This window comes from Brevundimonas sp. 'scallop' (assembly GCF_011045535.1).
Taxonomy (GTDB): Bacteria; Pseudomonadota; Alphaproteobacteria; order Caulobacterales; family Caulobacteraceae; genus Brevundimonas; species Brevundimonas vesicularis.
Genome location: NZ_CP039382.1, coordinates 2,880,943 through 2,897,866 on the forward strand (window position 1 = coordinate 2,880,943; position 16,924 = coordinate 2,897,866).

General features: G+C 66.8%; 21 protein-coding genes. 10 read left to right on the forward strand and 11 right to left on the reverse strand.

Annotation, left to right across the window (positions count from 1 at the left end; all coding sequences use genetic code 11):
* Positions 1 to 110: 110 nt before the first annotated feature.
* The 7 genes from E4341_RS14475 to coxB form a co-directional block, all read right to left on the reverse strand.
* Entirely contained in the window at positions 111 to 839 is a 729-nt protein-coding gene (locus E4341_RS14475; RefSeq protein ID WP_165118209.1) for a hypothetical protein, read from the reverse strand.
* Positions 840 to 912: 73 nt separating this feature from the next.
* A complete protein-coding gene (locus E4341_RS14480; protein WP_165118211.1) occupies positions 913 to 1,329 on the reverse strand; it encodes an NUDIX domain-containing protein in 417 nt (138 codons plus the stop codon).
* On the reverse strand, positions 1,326 to 1,862 hold the full coding sequence (locus tag E4341_RS14485; RefSeq protein ID WP_165118213.1) for a cytochrome c oxidase assembly protein: 537 nt from the start codon (positions 1,860 to 1,862) through the stop codon (positions 1,326 to 1,328). The genes E4341_RS14480 and E4341_RS14485 overlap by 4 nt, the downstream gene beginning before the upstream one ends.
* Positions 1,859 to 2,029, reverse strand: coding sequence for a hypothetical protein (locus tag E4341_RS14490; protein WP_017505721.1), 171 nt, complete (start codon positions 2,027 to 2,029; stop codon positions 1,859 to 1,861). The genes E4341_RS14485 and E4341_RS14490 overlap by 4 nt, the downstream gene beginning before the upstream one ends.
* Positions 2,030 to 2,033: 4 nt before the next feature.
* On the reverse strand, positions 2,034 to 2,999 hold the full coding sequence (gene cyoE / locus E4341_RS14495; protein ID WP_165118215.1) for a heme o synthase: 966 nt from the start codon (positions 2,997 to 2,999) through the stop codon (positions 2,034 to 2,036).
* A gap of 88 nt (positions 3,000 to 3,087) precedes the next feature.
* Complete coding sequence (gene ctaD, locus E4341_RS14500) at positions 3,088 to 4,770, reverse strand: cytochrome c oxidase subunit I (RefSeq protein WP_055753981.1); 1,683 nt, start codon at positions 4,768 to 4,770, stop codon at positions 3,088 to 3,090.
* Between the two features lie 17 nt (positions 4,771 to 4,787).
* Positions 4,788 to 5,774, reverse strand: coding sequence for a cytochrome c oxidase subunit II (gene coxB / locus E4341_RS14505; RefSeq protein WP_165118813.1), 987 nt, complete (start codon positions 5,772 to 5,774; stop codon positions 4,788 to 4,790).
* A 260-nt stretch (positions 5,775 to 6,034) separates the two neighbouring features.
* Between coxB and E4341_RS14510 the strand changes: the two genes are divergently transcribed.
* The 5 genes from E4341_RS14510 to E4341_RS14530 all read left to right on the forward strand — a co-directional run bounded on the left by E4341_RS14510 (position 6,035) and on the right by E4341_RS14530 (position 9,754).
* Positions 6,035 to 6,379 carry a PadR family transcriptional regulator gene (locus E4341_RS14510; RefSeq protein ID WP_039244893.1) on the forward strand — a complete coding sequence of 115 codons (345 nt, stop codon included), beginning with the start codon at positions 6,035 to 6,037 and terminating at the stop codon, positions 6,377 to 6,379.
* A complete protein-coding gene (locus E4341_RS14515; protein WP_066549694.1) occupies positions 6,376 to 6,975 on the forward strand; it encodes a DUF1700 domain-containing protein in 600 nt (199 codons plus the stop codon). Before E4341_RS14510 ends, E4341_RS14515 begins: the two co-directional genes overlap by 4 nt.
* Complete coding sequence (locus E4341_RS14520) at positions 6,972 to 7,754, forward strand: GIN domain-containing protein (protein WP_165118217.1); 783 nt, start codon at positions 6,972 to 6,974, stop codon at positions 7,752 to 7,754. The genes E4341_RS14515 and E4341_RS14520 overlap by 4 nt, the downstream gene beginning before the upstream one ends.
* Before the next feature lie 120 nt (positions 7,755 to 7,874).
* A complete protein-coding gene (locus E4341_RS14525) occupies positions 7,875 to 8,906 on the forward strand; it encodes a UbiA family prenyltransferase (protein WP_165118219.1) in 1,032 nt (343 codons plus the stop codon).
* A gap of 23 nt (positions 8,907 to 8,929) precedes the next feature.
* Entirely contained in the window at positions 8,930 to 9,754 is an 825-nt protein-coding gene (locus tag E4341_RS14530; protein ID WP_205751319.1) for a DUF3298 domain-containing protein, read from the forward strand.
* A 168-nt stretch (positions 9,755 to 9,922) separates the two neighbouring features.
* Here E4341_RS14530 and E4341_RS14535 read toward each other — a convergent pair whose 3' ends face one another.
* The 3 genes from E4341_RS14535 to E4341_RS14545 are packed head-to-tail and all read right to left on the reverse strand — an operon-like array spanning position 9,923 to position 11,512.
* Entirely contained in the window at positions 9,923 to 10,870 is a 948-nt protein-coding gene (locus E4341_RS14535) for an alpha/beta fold hydrolase (protein ID WP_165118223.1), read from the reverse strand.
* Between the two features lie 37 nt (positions 10,871 to 10,907).
* Complete coding sequence (locus E4341_RS14540) at positions 10,908 to 11,108, reverse strand: helix-turn-helix transcriptional regulator (RefSeq protein WP_066626879.1); 201 nt, start codon at positions 11,106 to 11,108, stop codon at positions 10,908 to 10,910.
* Positions 11,105 to 11,512: a hypothetical protein gene (locus E4341_RS14545; protein ID WP_165118225.1), complete on the reverse strand. Its 408-nt coding sequence runs from the start codon at positions 11,510 to 11,512 to the stop codon at positions 11,105 to 11,107. Before E4341_RS14545 ends, E4341_RS14540 begins: the two co-directional genes overlap by 4 nt.
* Before the next feature lie 127 nt (positions 11,513 to 11,639).
* Here E4341_RS14545 and E4341_RS14550 point away from each other — a divergent pair, with 127 nt between their 5' ends.
* Entirely contained in the window at positions 11,640 to 12,614 is a 975-nt protein-coding gene (locus E4341_RS14550) for a fatty acid desaturase family protein (RefSeq protein ID WP_165118227.1), read from the forward strand.
* Positions 12,611 to 13,261 carry a methyltransferase gene (locus E4341_RS14555; protein ID WP_165118229.1) on the forward strand — a complete coding sequence of 217 codons (651 nt, stop codon included), beginning with the start codon at positions 12,611 to 12,613 and terminating at the stop codon, positions 13,259 to 13,261. The genes E4341_RS14550 and E4341_RS14555 overlap by 4 nt, the downstream gene beginning before the upstream one ends.
* Here E4341_RS14555 and E4341_RS14560 read toward each other — a convergent pair.
* Positions 13,258 to 13,824, reverse strand: a complete 567-nt coding sequence (locus tag E4341_RS14560) for a type 1 glutamine amidotransferase domain-containing protein (protein ID WP_165118231.1) — start codon at positions 13,822 to 13,824, stop codon at positions 13,258 to 13,260. The genes E4341_RS14555 and E4341_RS14560 overlap by 4 nt on opposite strands.
* Before the next feature lie 106 nt (positions 13,825 to 13,930).
* On the opposite strand from E4341_RS14560, the gene E4341_RS14565 reads away from it, so the two are divergent.
* From E4341_RS14565 to pgm, 3 genes are all read left to right on the forward strand, one after another.
* Entirely contained in the window at positions 13,931 to 14,320 is a 390-nt protein-coding gene (locus tag E4341_RS14565; RefSeq protein ID WP_165118233.1) for a hypothetical protein, read from the forward strand.
* A gap of 78 nt (positions 14,321 to 14,398) precedes the next feature.
* Positions 14,399 to 15,250, forward strand: a complete 852-nt coding sequence (locus tag E4341_RS14570) for a neutral zinc metallopeptidase (RefSeq protein WP_066626871.1) — start codon at positions 14,399 to 14,401, stop codon at positions 15,248 to 15,250.
* Between the two features lie 36 nt (positions 15,251 to 15,286).
* Entirely contained in the window at positions 15,287 to 16,924 is a 1,638-nt protein-coding gene (gene pgm / locus E4341_RS14575; protein ID WP_165118235.1) for a phosphoglucomutase (alpha-D-glucose-1,6-bisphosphate-dependent), read from the forward strand.

Sequence of the window (16,924 nt, forward strand, 5' to 3'; positions counted from 1 at the left end):
CGCGTCTCTTCGTCGGCCAGAGTCGGTTGTTATAGCGGCTATAGCGTTCGATTTTCCCCGACGCCAGAGCCACGCCGTCTTTCCGCCTTGTTCGGGCATGCGGACGGGGCTCAGCCCTTGCGGGCCATTGGATCGGCGGGATCGTCCGGGCTGTCGGCCAATGCGCCGCCCATGCCCATTCCGCCCCCGCCGCCCATCCCTGCGCCCATCCCTGCGCCCATGCCGCCTCCGCCCCCACCACGGCCGCCCGTTACGCCGGCGCCGGCGCCGGCGCCGGCGCCGCGGCCTCCGGTCGAGGACGGGCGCGTCGGGCCTTGCAAGGGAATGTCCGGTCCGGTCGGCACGGGCGCCAGGTCCAGCGCCTGGCGGATGAAGTCGCGCAGCGAAACGACCAGATCATGCGTCCGCACCGGCCGCCCGGCGACCAGTTCACGCGCCGCCTGCTGCGCCAGTCGCACCTGGTCCTCGGTGCCCAGCAGGATGATATCCGCAAGACTGGCCTCGACCGCGTCGCGGATACGCCGGGTCCGGTCCGACCCCGCCGTCGCCTCGGCGCTGAGATCCAGTCCCGCCTCGCCTTGCGAGACGCTGCGACGACTCAGGTCGCGCTTGTGCGTCGGATCGACGGTCAGGTCGCCGGTGAAAGACCCGCCCAGAACCTTGTAGGCGGCGATCAGGGTCTTCAGCCGTTCGTTGATCTGACGGTTCATCCGCTCGCGCCGCTGCTGGATGGTGAACATCATCACCAGCCGGATGCCCATGCCGATCAGCGTCACGAGCGCCAGTCCGACCAGGGTCAGCAGCAGACTGTGCCAGTTGGTGAAATCCAGACCGCGCAAATTCCATCTCCGTCTCGGCGTGCAGCGTACACTTGGAGATGAAACGCGCGCCGACGCGAACGGCGCCGTGTGATCAGCCGTTCATCGCCGCGAACGCCTTGGCCGAAAAGGCCGACAGCGGCTGGGGAAGGTCGTCCAGCGCGAACCAGCCGATCTCCGACAGCTTGTCCGGCTCGGTCAGCGTCGGCTCGCCGGTGAAGTCCCGGGTGACATAGATCAGCGACACCCAATGCTGGCCGTCGGCGGGAATGATCTCTTCGGCCAGGCACAGGAAATCGACCGCGCCGATCTTGAGCCCGCTCTCCTCCTCGGCCTCGCGCCGCGCGGCGTCGATAGAGCGCTCCATCAGGTCGATCTTGCCGCCGACGATGTTCCAGAACCCGGCCTCGGGCGCCTTCAGCCGCTTGCACAGCAAGACCCGCCCGTCGGCGCGCTGGATCACCAGGCCGCAGCCAACGCCGGGAAAGTCCACGCCCGGCTTCGAAGTCACGCCTTGGGCGCGTCCACGGAGGGGTAGAAGGTGTAGCTCAGGGTGATGTCGCGCGCGCCCTTGGCCTCACGGTCCGTGGCCAGTTCGGGGGCGATGAAATATTGGACCGGGAACTGGCGCGTCTCGCCCGCCGCCAGCGTCTGGTCGGTGAAGCAGAAGCATTGCAGCTTCTGGAAATACGGCCCCGTCTGCTCGGGCGAGACATTGTAGCTGGCGCGCACCTGGATCGGCTTGTCCGAGGTGTTGGTCACGTCGAAATAGGCCAGGCCCGTCTCGCCGATCCGCACCCGCTGGGTCGACTGCTCGGCGCGGAAGGTCAGCGGCACGCCACGCACATTGGTGTCGAACCGCACCATGACCGTCTCGTCCAGCACGGTGTCGGAGGCCTTGTCGGCCTTCATCGTCGTGCCGCCAAAACCCGTGACCTGACAGAACATCCGATAGAGCGGCACCGCCGCGAACGCCGCCCCGGTCATGCCCATCACGCCGAAGACGCAGATGATGGCGATCAGATTCTTGCGGCCCGCCTTCATGGTTGGGACGTCTCCACCGCCGTCGCCAGCGCGCGCTCGGCCGCCTGATTCTGTTGCAGGCGCAGCACCGTGGTGGCGAACACCAGCACGATGAAGGCCACCAGCGCCGAGGCGATCCAGACGTTGCGACGCTTGCGCGCGCGAAGTTCCTCAGGCGTCAGACGCATGGTTTTACGCTCCCAGACCGGACAGGGCCTCGACCAGCAGCGCCGAGAACAGCGCCATCAGATAGAGGATGGACAAGGCGAACAGGTCCCGCGCCGGTTTGGCCTGGACCTTGACGTCATACAATGCGGCCTCGCGTCCCACGGCCTCGGCCTTGTCCGGCTCGTCGCCCGCGCGCGAGCGATAAAGACGCACCGCCAAGCCCAGGAAGCCCAGGCCGCCCGCGACCGACACGACCAGATAGATGATCCCGCCCAGGCCCGCGAAGGCCGGGGCGATCGCGACCGGCACGAAGACCAGGGTGTAGAGCAGGATCTGCAACCGCGTGGACTTTGCGCCCTTGGCCACCGGCATCATCGGAATGCCCGCCTTGGCGTAATCGCCGGCCGAATACAGCGCCAGCGCCCAGCTGTGCGGCGGGGTCCACAGGAAGATGATGAGAAACAGCAGCCACGCCTGCCACGGCGCATGGCCCGTCGCCGCCGCCCAGCCGATCACGGGCGGAAAGGCGCCCGCCGCGCCGCCGATGACGATGTTCTGGGGCGTCCGCCGCTTCAGCAGCAGGGTGTAGAAGCCGGCGTAATAGACGATGGTCATGGCCAGCAGACCGGCCGCCAGCCAGTTGGTGTTCATCCCCAACAGCATGACCGAAAACAGGCTCAGGATGACGCCGAACGCCATGGCGTCGTTCTTGCGCACACGTCCCGCCGCCACCGGCCGGCCGCGCGTGCGCCGCATCAGGGCGTCGGTCTCGCCTTCCAGCGCCATGTTCAGCGCCCCGGCCGCCCCTGCGCCCACGGCGATGCACAGGATGGCGATGGCCGCGACCAGCGGATTGACCGATCCGGGCGCGACGATCAGCCCGGTCGCAGCGGTGAACACCACCAGCGACATCACGCGCGGCTTCAGCAGCTGGAAGAAATCCTCCGGCTGGGCGGTCGAGATGGCGGGGCGGGTCTGAACTTCGGTCATCGGTGAGGGCCGCATAGCATACCCAAATGAAGAAGGCCGCCCCTTCCGACGGAAAGAGCGGCCTTCGATTTCATATCGCTGGAAAGGCTTAGTGCTCTTCCGCCTTGATGACCGGCAGTTCGTTGAACTGGTGGGCCGGGGGCGGCGAGGACAGGGTCCACTCCAGGGTCGTGGCGCCTTCGCCCCACGGATTATCGACACCCGGACGACGACGGATCGCCGCCTCGGCCAGCATGATCAGGAAGACCAGCACGCCGACCGCCGTGATCGCATAGCCGATCGACGAGACGTGGTTCCACAGGGTGAAGGCTTCCGGATAGTCGATGTAGCGACGCGGCATGCCCTGCAGACCCAGGAAGTGCTGCGGGAAGAACACCAGGTTCACGCCCACGAACATGATCCAGAAGTGGGTCGCGCCCAGGAACTCGTTGTACTTCACCCCGAACATCTTCTCGAACCAGTAGTAGAAGCCCGCGAAGATCGCGAAGACGGCGCCCAGCGACAGCACGTAGTGGAAGTGCGCCACCACGTAATAGGTGTCGTGCAGGCTGTAATCGATGCCGGCGTTCGACAGGACCACGCCGGTCACGCCGCCGACGGTGAACAGGAAGATGAAGCCGATCGCCCACAGCATGGGCGTCTTGAAGCTGATGGAGCCGCCCCACATGGTGGCGATCCAGCTGAAGATCTTCACGCCCGTCGGCACCGCGATGATCATGGTGGCGGCGATGAAATAGGCGCGCAGATTGATGCTCATGCCGACCGTGTACATATGGTGGGCCCACACGATGAAGCCGACGAAGCCGATGGCCACCATGGCGTAGGCCATGGCCAGATATCCGAACACCGGCTTGCGGCTGAAGGTCGAGACGATGTGGCTGATGATGCCGAAGCCCGGCAGGATCAGGATGTACACTTCCGGGTGACCGAAGAACCAGAACAGGTGCTGGTACATGATCGGGTCGCCGCCGCCGGCGGGATCGAAGAAGTGGGTGTGGAAGTTGCGGTCTGTCAGCAGCATGGTGATGGCGCCGGCCAGCACGGGCAGCGACAGCAGCAGCAGGAAGGCGGTGATCAGCACCGACCAGGCGAACAGCGGCATCCGGTGGATGGTCATGCCGGGCGCGCGCATGTTCAGGATGGTGGTGATGAAGTTGATCGCGCCCAGGATCGAGCTGGCGCCCGCGACGTGCAGGGCGAAGATGGCCAGGTCGAAGGCGGGGCCGACGTGGCCCGTGGTCGACAGCGGCGGATAGGCTGTCCAGCCTCCGCCGAAGCCCTTGCCCGGTCCGCCGTCTGTGAACATCGACAGGATCAGCAGGCACCAGGCGGCGACCAGCAGCCAGAACGAGATGTTGTTCATGCGCGGGAAGGCCATGTCCGGCGCGCCGATCATGATCGGCACGAACCAGTTGCCGAAGCCGCCGATCATGGCGGGCATCACCATGAAGAAGATCATGATCAGGGCGTGGGCCGTGACGACGGCGTTATAGCCGTGCTTGGACTGCTCCACGAGACCCAGCAACTGGATCGAGGAGCCTTCCTTGAAGATCTGGATGCCCGGCTCGGCCAGTTCCCAGCGGATCAGACCGGACAGGGCGCCGCCCACGATGCCCGCCATGATGGCGAACATCAGATACAGGGTGCCGATGTCCTTGTGATTGGTGGACAGGAACCAGCGGGTGAAGAAGCCCAGCTTGTGGTCGTGGTGGTGGTCGTCGTGAGCGTGACCGATGTGGGTCGCGTCGCGGGTTACGGTAGCGTCAGCCATGTGTCTCTGTTCGCCTCTTACTGGGCGGCCGGCGCGGCGGACGCCGCGGCGGGAACGGGTTGGTCGGCGGTGGCGCCGACGGGGGCGGCGACCGGGGTCGCGGCATCGGCGGCGGGCGCGGGCGCGGCTGCGGCCGGAGCGGCGGCTGCGGCGGGCGCGGCGACCTTGGGCGTCATCGAACCGCCCTTGGAGGCGATCCACTGTTCGAACTGGGCCTGGGTCACGACCCGGATCTCCAGCGGCATGAAGGCGTGGTCGACGCCGCACAGTTCCGAGCACTGACCATAGAAGACGCCGGTGCGCTCGGCCTTGAACCAGGTGGTGTTGATGCGGCCGGGAACGGCGTCGGTCTTCAGGCCGAACGCCGGCAGGGCGACGGCGTGGATGACGTCCGAGGCGGTGATGACCAGTTGCACCGTCTTGCCAACCGGCACGACCATCGGCTCGGTCGCGGCCAGGCGATAGGGCACGCCCTTGGCCTTGGCTTCCTCTTCCGGGAGCATGTTGGAGATATATTCCGCGACGCCCTGGTCCGGATACTCATAGGCCCAGTTCCACTGGTTGCCGGTCACCTTCACCGTCAGGTCCGGCGACGGCATGTCGTGATAGGCGAACAGCAGGCGGAACGAGAACAAGGAGATGAAGACCAGGATCAACACCGGCAGCACGGTCCAGATGATCTCGATCGTGGTGTTGTGGCTCCAACGCGCGGGCGTCGGATTGGCCTTCTTGTTGTAGCGGAACACGATCCACGCCAGCAGGCCCAGCACCAGCAGGGTGATGGCCGTGATGATCGGCATCAGGATCACGTCGTGGAAGAAGTGCGCATCATGCTTCAGCGGCGACGCCGCCGGTTGCAGCGTGATGCCGCCCGGGGTCGGCTGACCCATCAGGTCCTGCGCCCACGTCGGCGCCGCAGCGAACATCGCCAGTCCGGCGCCCAGAACGATGGAGGACGCGCAAGTCGCGGCCTTCTTCAACGTCCCTTGGGCTCGCTTGCCCATCCCCATATGAGACTTCCCCATAAAACCGTTATGCAGCAGATACTTGCGAATGGCTCGCAAGAGATCACGCTGGCGCGATTCCCACGCCCGGCGTTCTCGGTCACCTATCGGATCGCTTTCGGCTTGCCAAGCGATCAACGGCGCTCAGGCCGCAAAGCCGCCTTCAGCCGGCCTCGATTAAATCGCTGTCATGTTTCGATAGCTACCTTGCGTCACAAGATACCTTGTCGTAGTCAATGGCCATCAACGGGAGAGCCGAGGTGCCAGAAACTATCGAGATACAGCTGAAGAAGGGCGTGTTGGGGCTTTGCGTCCTGGCTCTTCTGAACCGGGCGGACAGCTACGCCTACGAGATCGCCAGCCGCCTGTCGGACGCGATCGATATGGGGGAAGGCACGATCTACCCCTTGATGCGCCGCATGCAGTCCGAAGGACAGGTCGAGACCTACCTGGTCGAATCCTCCGCCGGGCCTTCGCGCAAATACTATCGACTGACCGAAGCGGGCCGGGGGGCCCTCGCCGCCCAGACTGCCGAATGGTCCGCCTTCACCAAGGCCGTCGACGCCATCGTGGCGAACGACGCCGATCAGGGAGCCGCTCAATGACGCGCGCCGAATTCATCGATCGTTTGAAGGAAGGCCTCGTCGGCCTGCCGACCACGACCGCCAACGACATCATCGCCGACTATCAGACCCACTTCGACGACGGCCTTGCCGCCGGCCGCACCGAGGCCGAGGTGGCCTCCGCGCTCGGCGATCCGGTCCGCCTGGCTCGCGAGCTCAAGGCCGAGGCCGGAATCCAGCGCTGGCATCAGGAGAAGAACCCCTCCGCCGCCGCCGGCGCCGTCTTCGCGGTCCTGGGCTTGGGGGCGCTGGACATCCTGATCCTCCTGCCCCTGCTGATGGGCGTGATCGGGACCGTGTTCGGCTTCTTCATCGCCGCCATCGGACTGTTCATCGCAGGCGGCGTGATCATGGTCGCCGGTCCCTTCGCCGGCTTCCCCGGCGGGCCGTTCGCGGCGATCCTGATGGGGCTGGGCCTGATGGCCGGCGCCGTCTTCATCGGCGCACTGCTGACCATCTTCACCATCTGGCTGGTCAACGGCGTCGTCTGGTTCGCCCGCCTGCACTACCGCCTGCTGAAGCCGGCGCTTGAGCCGACCAGCGTTCAATCCACCTCGACCTCGGGAGTCTCGGCATGATCCGCACCCTGTTCATCATCGCCGGCGCCGCCCTGGTGCTGTGCCTGGTCACCGTCGGCGGCGCGCTGGCGATCGGCGGCCACGACCTCCAGCGCCACGGCTGGGCCTGGACCATCAAGGACCAGGACGGCGAGACCATCCGCTTCGAGCGGGTCAAGGGCGGCGGGACCGACGACCTCGGCCCGCTCACCACCCGCACCCTGCCTTGGACCGGCGGCGAGACCCTGACTGTCGATTCCAGCATCGACGTCGACTATGTGCAGGGTGACGCCAACACCGTCGTCATCACCGGGCCCAAGGGTCTGACCGACCGTGTCCGTCTGGTCGACGGCCGCCTCGATCTGGGCGACGGCGACGAGCGGGTCGTGTTCGGCTGGAGCAACGGCAACTTCTCCGCCCGCTCCGAACGCGACGAACTGAAGGTCGTCATCACCGCGCCCAAGGTGAACCGCTTCAACGCCAAGGGCTCGGGCGACCTGCAGATCACCGGCTATGACCAGCCTTCGCTGACGGTCGACATCGCCGGTTCGGCCGAGGTCACCGCCTCGGGTCGAACCGACGAGCTGAAGCTGGACATCGCCGGCTCGGGCGATGCGTCCCTGGGCGACCTGGCGACGCGCGACGCCTGGGTGGACATCGCCGGCTCCGGCGACGCCCGCATCGCCCCGACCGGCGACGTCAAGGTCGCCATCGCCGGCTCCGGCGACGTAGCCCTGGCCACCCGCCCCGCCAACCTGAACAGCACCGTCTCCGGCTCCGGCGACGTCTATCAGGACTGACGGTCGCACCGATCACTGTGGAAAGGGGCTGGATCCACCAGCCCCTTTTTTCTGTGCGCCCGCCTTGGAAACAGGGAGCGGCGCCTTCACCCCTCGGGCCCTACGCGCTAAGTCAGCCGCATGACTTTCGCTCCCCTCCCCGACGCCGGCGCCAACTGGGTCGATCGGCATGCGCCGGAGGGGCTGAAGCCGTGGTTGAAGCTGGGGCGGTTCGACCGGCCCATCGGCATCTGGCTGCTGCTGCTGCCTGGGTGGCAGGGGATCACGCTGGCCTTGGCGCAGTATCGGCAAAGCCCCGGCTTTTATGATCTGTGGCTGTTCGTCGGTTTTGCCATCGGCGCCTGTCTGATGCGGGCGGCGGGGTGCGCCTTCAACGACATCGTCGATCGGGATTTCGACGCCCAGGTCGCCCGTACCGCCCAGAGACCCATTCCGTCCGGCCGCATCTCGGTGAAGCAAGCCTGGGCCTTCGTCGTCGCGTGCAGCCTGATCAGCCTTTTGATCCTGCTCACCCTGCCGACCGTCGCCATCGGGCTGGGCGTCGGGTCGCTGGGCCTTGTCGCGGCCTATCCCTTCATGAAGCGGATCACCTGGTGGCCCCAGGCCTGGCTGGGCCTGACGTTCAACTGGGGCGCGCTGATGGGGTTCGCCGCCGCCCTGCCGCTGGCGGCGGCCGCCTTGCTGCTGCCCGCCGATCTCGTCGGCGAGTTCCGGCCCCTTCTGTGGTCCCCGGCCAGCGACAGCGGCCATGCGATCGCCTTGGCCTGGCAGGCCTATCTTCCCGCCGTGCTGCTGTGGATCGGCGGGGTCTTCTGGACCCTGGGCTACGACACCATTTACGCGCTTCAGGACATCGAGGACGACGCCATGATCGGCGTGAAGTCCTCGGCCCGTCGCCTGGCCTCGGCCGTGCGGCCCGGCGTGGCGGTCTTCTATGGCCTGGCGGTCGCGCTCGCTGTCTTGACGGGCCTGTCCGTAAATCTCGGTCCGCTGTTCTGGCTCGGACTGCTGATCTATGCCGCCCATTTGGGGCGTCAGGTCGTGCGGCTCGACCGCAACGACGGCGCCCTGGCGCTGAAACTGTTCAAGTCCAATCGCGAGGCCGGCGTCATCCTGCTGGCCGCCATCGCTCTTGGCTCAATCTCCTTGTGATCCCCCCGATGATGGAGTTTCCCATGTCGCGCACCGCCCGCATCCTGCTGCTGTCCGCCGCTGTCGCCGCCACCCTGGCTGCCTGCCAGCGCAAGGAAGACAAGGCCCAGGCGCCGGCCGCGCCGGCCCCGGCCGCTGCGCCGGCCATGTCAAACACCCCCGTCGGCTATGACAGCAAGACCCCCTATGCCGCCGTCAAACTGACCCTGCCCCAGGCGATCAAGACCACGCCCGCCCTGCACGCCGCCCTCTACGCCGACACGGTGCGCGACCTGAAGCAGTTCGAGGAAGGCGCCCAGGCTGATCTCAGCGAGGCCGGCGGCGGCCCCAACCCTTATGAAAAGACCATCGCTTTCGCGCCGGGCGCCGAGACCGGCAAACTGGTCAGCCTGGCCCGCACCGATTTCGAGTTCACCGGCGGCGCCCATCCCAACACCAGCTTCGACGCCGTCATCTGGGACAAGACGGCCAACAAGCGACTGGGCTTCGCCGACCTGTTCCGGCCGGGCGCCGACCTGTCGGTTCTGGACAAGGCCCTGTGCGCCGCCGCCAACGCCGCCAAACAGGCCCGCTCGCCGGGCTCGGAAACCGCGACCCTGGACGGCAAGATGTGGACCTGCCCCAAGGCCGTCTCCACCCCCTTCGTACTGACGCCGGGCAAGACGCCGGGCAAGGCGGGCGGCGTGACCTTCCTGATGGGACCGTACCAGATCGGCCCCTATTCCGACGGCCCCTACTGGATCGCCCTGCCGCAGAGCGCGTTGCGCGCCCTGCTCAATCCGGCCTACGCCGACCAGTTCGACGGCGCCCCGGTCAAGGCCGGCGACGTGACGCCGAAGAACGGCTGAACCAATCCTCCCCCGCCTGCGGGGGAGGGGGACCACGAAGTGGTGGAGGGGGCGGACCCCGCACGAGCTTCACCCCAGCTACCGAGACCGGTTTCGCCCCCTCCACCCCGCTTCGCGCGGTCCCCCTCCCCCGTTTCGCTGCGCTGCTCGGGGGAGGATCTCCAAGGCTCACTTCGCCAGAAACGCCTCCACCAGCTCGGCGAACCGCTCGGGCTGGTCCGCCATGATGAAATGCCGCGATCCATCGACGCGGATCAGGGTCACGCCGGGCAAGGCCGCATACTCTCGCGTCCACATCGCATCGGCCACCGCCGCGGGCGCCCCACCGTCCGCATCGGCGGCGTAAAGCGCCGTCACCGGCGTCGTCATGGTCGCCAGCCCCGGCCGCGCATCGGTAGTCATCACATCCTTCATCGCAGAGGCCATCGCGTGACGGTCGGTCGCCAACGACCAAGCCACGATCCGCGCCTGTTCCGATGCCGTCCGCGACAGCGCCTGCGCTGTCGCCTCCTGCTGGGTGCGGAAGCTCGCTGTGTCCGCAGACAGGATCATATTGGCCGCCTGATCCGCGAAAGGCTTTGCGCTCTCTGCCGTCGCGGTTGGCCCGAACATGGCGCTGTAGAAGGGCAGCGAGTCGACCGTCATCACCCGCCCGACCAAATCCGGCTGCTGCTGCGCCAGCAGAAGTCCGCTCAGACCGCCCATCGAATGGCCGATCACCGCCGGCCGATCCAGCCGGGTCTGACGGATATAACGCGCCAGTTCATCCACCTCGGGCTGGACGAAGGTGCCGTCGCCGTGCGTCCAGGGTTCGCCGGCGAAACCCGCCAACTGCACCAGATGTACTCTGTGCGACGCCTTCAGCCGATCCGCTGTCGCTCGCCACACTTCGCGCAAAGACGCCAGTCCGGGAATCAGGATCACGTCGGGGCCTTGGCCCACCACCTCAACCGACAGCCGGTCGGAGGTGAAGGGCGCGGTGGCGGACGCCACAGGTGGCGCGGCTTGGGCTCGGGCCTGATCGCTGGCCACGGCGCAGGCGATCACGACGCCCAGGATGACGGCAAGGCGCGACGGGGCGAAGACGCCTCGGCAAGGGCGAATGACGTTCGACATCACAGTCTCCAATTGTAAGGTTATTCTGACTTTTCGGTCAGCCCGCGTGCGGGTTCTCGAAAATCTCTTCGACCGGCCGCGCGAATACGGCGGCGATCCGGTAAGCGAGGTCCAGCGAGGGATCGTGCCGCTCTGTCTCCAGGGCGATCACCGCCTGACGCGAGACACCCAGCGCCTGACCCATCTGTTCCTGGGTCCAGCCGCGTTCGACGCGCAGAAGCTTGAGGCGGTTCTTCATCGGCTGCTCCGGATGAAGGGTGAAACGACGCCGTAGAGGCCCCAGAAGACCGGCACGATCAACCAGGTCTGCATATGCGGCGCCCCGGCGAAACTCTCGCCAAAGCCCCAGAAGGTGGCGACGGCCATGGCCAGCCCTGCGGCGACGATGAACTGTTTGGCCGTCACGCCGCGCACGAACTCGTCGCTTTCGCGCATCAGCGCCAGGGTCGCCCAGATCTGCCCGATGACCGGGGCCGACACCGCAGCCGCCAGCACCCAGGCCGCCGGCTTACTCATCAGATCGTCGAACGCGTCCGTCGTCATCATGGCGATGCAGATCGCGACGTAGGGCACGGAGAAGGCCATCGTGCGGACGATGTAGCGTCGATGCGCAGGCGTTCCGGTCTTCCAGGCGGTGAACATATCGGGTCTCCTTGTGTAAGGACAACCTGACACCGACCGGATGTCATGTCAACCTGACTTTTTGTCAGGCGCGCCCAACATTCTTGCGTTGCTTTTCCAGACGCGCGTCTGGGGCTAGACTCGTCTCATGTCCGCCGCCCCACGCATCGCCCCGTCGGCCCTGTTCACACCCCAGGAGTGGACGCCGTTTCAAATGCGCTCGGCCTGGGCCGGCCCGCTGCTGGTGGTCCACTGCTGGGCGGTGATCGCCCTGGCTGTTCTCGCCGGCGTCCTGATCCCCTGGCTGATCCCGCTGTGCATAATGATCGTCGGCACGCGTCAGCTGGGTCTGGCCATTCTGATGCACGAAGCGGCGCATGGCGGCCTGTTGAAGTCGAACCGCCTGAACGATTTTCTCGGCCATTGGCTATGCGCCGTGCCGATCGGCGCCAGCCTGAAGGCCTATCGCCCCTATCATCTGACGCATCATCGCTTCGCCCAGCAGGCGGAGGATCCCGATCTGATGCTGTCGGCGCCGTTTCCCGTCAGTCCGGCCTCGCTGCGCCGCAAGCTGGTCCGCGACCTGACGGGCCAGACCTTCTTCAAGCAGCGGGTGCTGCTGCCGCTAGCCCAAGCGCACGCGCGCTCAAGCAGCCCGAGGGGCGATAGCGCAAAAGGAATGAGCGACAGCGCCCATGATTACGAGTCGATCGTGACGGGCCGATCCGTCCTGCCCTTCCTCGCCTTCAACGCGGTCCCGCTGGCGGGCTTCATCGCCGCCGGCGTCTGGTGGGCCTTTTTCGTGTTGTGGCTGCTGCCGATGGCGACGTGGTTTCCAATGGTGACGCGCCTGCGAAACATCGCCGAACACGCCTGCGTCGAGGGTTCGTCGGCCGACCCCTTTCGCGCCGCTCGCACTACCAAGGCCAGCCTGTGGGAACGCGCCTTCATCGCGCCCTACTGGGTCAACTTCCACGCCGAGCACCACCTGTTCATGCATGTGCCCTGCTGGAAGCTGCCGCGCCTGCACCGCGCCCTCCATGCCAAGCCGCAAGCCGAGGCCATGGAGGTCGCACCCGGCTATGCCAGTGTGCTGAAGGCTGTTACGCGCCAGCCGGAATGACCGTTCTCGATCCTGTCGCCTTCATCCGTGACAACACGCGGCTTCAGCCCGTGCCGCACGCCCCCGAGATTTCCTTGTGGTTGGCGGACGAGATCACACCCATCTGGCGGCTGACGGAAGAAGAGCTTGGCGAACTGGGCGTGCCGCCGCCCTTCTGGGCCTTCGCCTGGGCCGGCGGACAGGCGCTGAGCCGGTATCTTCTGGATCATCCGCATGAGGTCGTCGGCAAGCGCGTCCTGGACTTCGCCGCCGGTTCGGGTCTGGTCGGCGTGGCGGCGATGAAGGCGGGGGCGACCCATGTCCTGTGCGCCGACATCGACCCTTTCTGCCAGGCCGCCGTCGCCGCCAATGCGACGGCGAACGGCGTGGCGCTGGACTTCACCCAGACCAATCTGCTGGACGCCGCCCCGCCGGATGTGGAGGTCATCTGCGCGGGCGACATCTGCTACGAGCGCCCGATGACCGACGCCGTTCTGGCCTGGCTGGCCCAGGCCCGCGCCAAGGGGACGTGGGTCCTGATCGGCGATCCGGGACGCACCTATTTCCCGCGTACGGGCCTGGATTTTCTGGCCGAGTACCGCGTCCCGACCTCGCGCGAACTGGAGGACCAAGAGATCAAACGGTCCTCAGTCTGGGCGATGCCTTAGGCGGCGGCTTGACCTTCGTGGCGGCCTTCGGCGAACTCCTCGATCATCTTGGCGTTGAAGGCGGGAATGTCGTCGGGGCAGCGGCTGGTCACCAGGCCCTGATCCACCACCACCGCCTCATTCACCACATTGGCTCCGGCGTTCTTCAGGTCGGTGCGGATGCTTTCGAACGACGTCATCGTGCGTCCCTCGACCACGCCCGCCTCGATCAGCAGCCAGGGCGCGTGACAGATGGCGGCGACCGGCTTGCCGGCGTCGAAGAAGGCTCGAACGAACTTCACCGCGTCCTCGTCCGCCCGCAGCAGGTCCGGGTTGGCGACGCCGCCCGGCAGCAGCAGGGCGGAATAGGTCGAGGCGTCGACCGCCGCCACCGCCTTGTCGGCCGTAACCTTGTCGCCCGGCGTCAGATGGTCGAAGCCCTGTAACTCGCCGGCCTTCAGCGACACGATCTCGACCACCGCGCCCGCATCCTTCAGCGCCTTCATCGGTTCATTCAGTTCGACCAGCTCGACTCCGTCGGTCGCCAGGATGGCGACGGTCTTGCCGGAAAGGGATTGGGCCATGAGGAATGCTCCGTTCATAAAGGGGGTTCGGCGGGATGAACCCACAGAAACTCAAAGGGTTGCGGCTCCGCTTGGCGGCGATGGCGCGCGTCCCCACATGGTATCCATGCGATCGCTCCTGACCCTGACCGCCCTGTTGGCCGCTGCCGCCACGCCGGCCTTGGCCCAGACCTATCCTCAGGCCGGCCGCCCCTATGGCGCCTATCCGGGCGGCGTCCCCGCCGCGATCGCCGACCAACACCGCTATGAGAACGACCGCCTGCGTTCTCAGGCGCAGTCGAACGCGGACCAGGCGCGTCAACAGCAGATCGAAACCCAGCTTCGCCTGCGCACCATCGAAGGCGCACGCGAACCGAGCGTCACCCAGCCCTTGCCAACCCGCCCGCTCTACAGCCCCGAGCAGGAGCGGACCCTGCGCCAGTCCGCCGCCGAACGCCGCCAGCAGACGGCCCAGGGCATGAGCCAGATCGACAACTGGCTGGCCCGTTCGCAGTGAAGCGTCCAAACTGACGCATCCCTTCCCTTGCACCCGCGTTCCTGCCTAGCTTAACCAGGATCGGGCGGAGGATAGGGCATGCGCTGGCAAGGTGGACGGACAGGCGGCGGCGTCGAGGATCGACGGGGTCTCGGCGGTGGAGCCATCGCCGGCGGAGGTCTCGGTGTCGGCGTTCTGGCCCTTATCGGCTATCTGGTCTTCGGCATTGATCCTTCGACCACGACACAACTGGCCAGCCAGTTCGGCGGCGTCGGCGCCGAGCAACAGCAGGGTCAAGTCGGGACACCGAAGGATCAGGCCGGCCGGTTCGTCGATGTCATCGGCGCCAACATTGATGATGTCTGGTCGCAGAAGCTGGAGGGCTATCAGCGGCCTAACGTCGTCATCTACGAACAAGGCACGCCGACCGGCTGCGGCTATGGTCAGTCGGCCATGGGGCCCTTCTATTGCCCGAACGACAAGACCGTCTATCTCGACCTCGGCTTCTGGCAGGAGATGGAGAACAAGCTCGGGGCCTCAGGCGCCGACTTCGCCCGCGCCTATGTCATCGCGCACGAGTTCGGCCATCACGTCCAGACCCTGACCGGCACCTCGGATCAGGTTCGCCAGGCCCAGCAGCGCGCCTCGGGTCAGGCCGAGGCCAACCAGTATTCCGTGGCGCTGGAGCTTCAGGCCGACTGCTACGCCGGCGTTTGGGCCAGGAACGCCTCGGCCGTCTCGAACGGTCAGGTCGCGCTCGAGCCCGGCGATATCGAAGAGGGTATGAAGACGGCCCAGGCCATCGGCGACGACACCCTGCAACGGCGCAGCGGCGGCCGCGTCTCGCCCGAAAGCTTCACCCATGGCTCTTCGGCGCAACGGGTGGAATGGCTGCAACGCGGCTATCAGTCGGGCGATCCGGCCTCCTGCGACACCTTCAGCGGCGCCTGATCGCCGCCATCCTTCGAAACGATTGATTGACTGACGATGCATGACCGCGCCGGCACGACCGCACGCCCCGAAGACCTGATCGACCTCGACGCCCTGCTCGGCGCCTATGAGACGACCCGGCCCGACATGGGCGATCCGCAGCAGCGGGTTGTGTTCGGCACCTCGGGCCACCGCGGCTCCAGCCTGGACGGCGCCTTCAACCAGGCGCACATCCTGGCCATCGCCCAGGCGATCGCCGAATACCGCGCGGCTCAGGGCGTCGACGGCCCGCTGTTTCTCGGTCGCGACACCCACGGCCTGTCCGAGCCCGCCTTCCGCACGACGCTGGAGGTGCTGATCGCCAATGGGGTCGAGGTGCTGATCGACGCCCGCGACGGCTTCACCCCCACGCCGGCCGTGTCGCACGCCATCCTGACCCATAACCGCACGAATAGCCGGCATGCGGACGGCGTCCTGATCACGCCTTCGCACAATCCGCCCCGCGACGGCGGCATCAAATACAATCCCCCCTCCGGCGGCCCTGCCGGGGGCGAGGCCACATCAGCCATCGCCGCACGCGCCAACCAGCTGATCGAAGGCGGCCTGACCGAGGTGCGCCGCGTCCCCTTCGCCCAGGCCCATGCGGCGGCGGGCCGGTTCGACTACCTGTCCGCCTATATCGACGACCTGCCCAACGTGCTGGACCTGGACGCCATCCGCAACGCCGGCGTCCGTATCGGCGCCGATCCTCTTGGCGGCGCGGCCGTGGCCTATTGGGGCGAGATCGCTGAGCGCCACCGACTGGACCTGACCGTCGTCAACGACGCCGTCGATCCGCGCTGGGCCTTCATGCCGCTGGACGCCGACGGCAAGATCCGCATGGACTGCTCATCTCCCAGCGCGATGGCCGGTCTGATCGGCATGATGAGGGGCGGCTCAGCCTATGACGTCGCCTTCGGCAACGACGCCGACGCGGATCGCCACGGCATCGTCACCCCTGACGCGGGCCTGATAAACCCCAACCATTTCCTGGCCGCCGCCATCGCCTATCTGTTCGCGAACCGACCCGGCTGGGGCGCGGACGTGGCGGTGGGCAAGACCCTGGTCTCGTCGTCCATGATCGACCGGGTCGTCGCCGGCCTGGGTCGCCGCCTGCTGGAAGTCCCCGTCGGCTTCAAACACTTCGTGCCCGGCCTCTTGGACGGAACCGTCGGTTTCGGCGGCGAGGAATCGGCCGGGGCCTCCTTCCTGCGTCACGACGGCACGGTGTGGACGACCGACAAGGACGGCATCCTGCTGTGCCTGCTGGCCGCCGAGATCCACGCCCGCACCGGCCAGACCGCCAGCCAACTCTACACTGGCCTGACCGACCAATACGGCGCTCCCGCCTACGCCCGCGTCGATGCTCCGGCCAATCGCACGGAAAAGGCCCGGCTTGCCGCGCTCAGCTCCTCGGATGTGTCCGCGACCACCCTGGCCGGTCAGCCGATCACCGACATCCTGACGAAGGCTCCCGGCAACGGCGAGGCCATCGGCGGGCTGAAGGTCGTCACCGCCGACGCCTGGTTCGCCGCCCGTCCCTCGGGCACCGAGGACGTCTACAAGATCTACGCCGAATCCTTCCTCGGCCCCGACCATCTGGCGACCGTTCAGGCCGAGGCCAGGGCCGTGGTGGCGACGGCTCTGGCGAGCTGA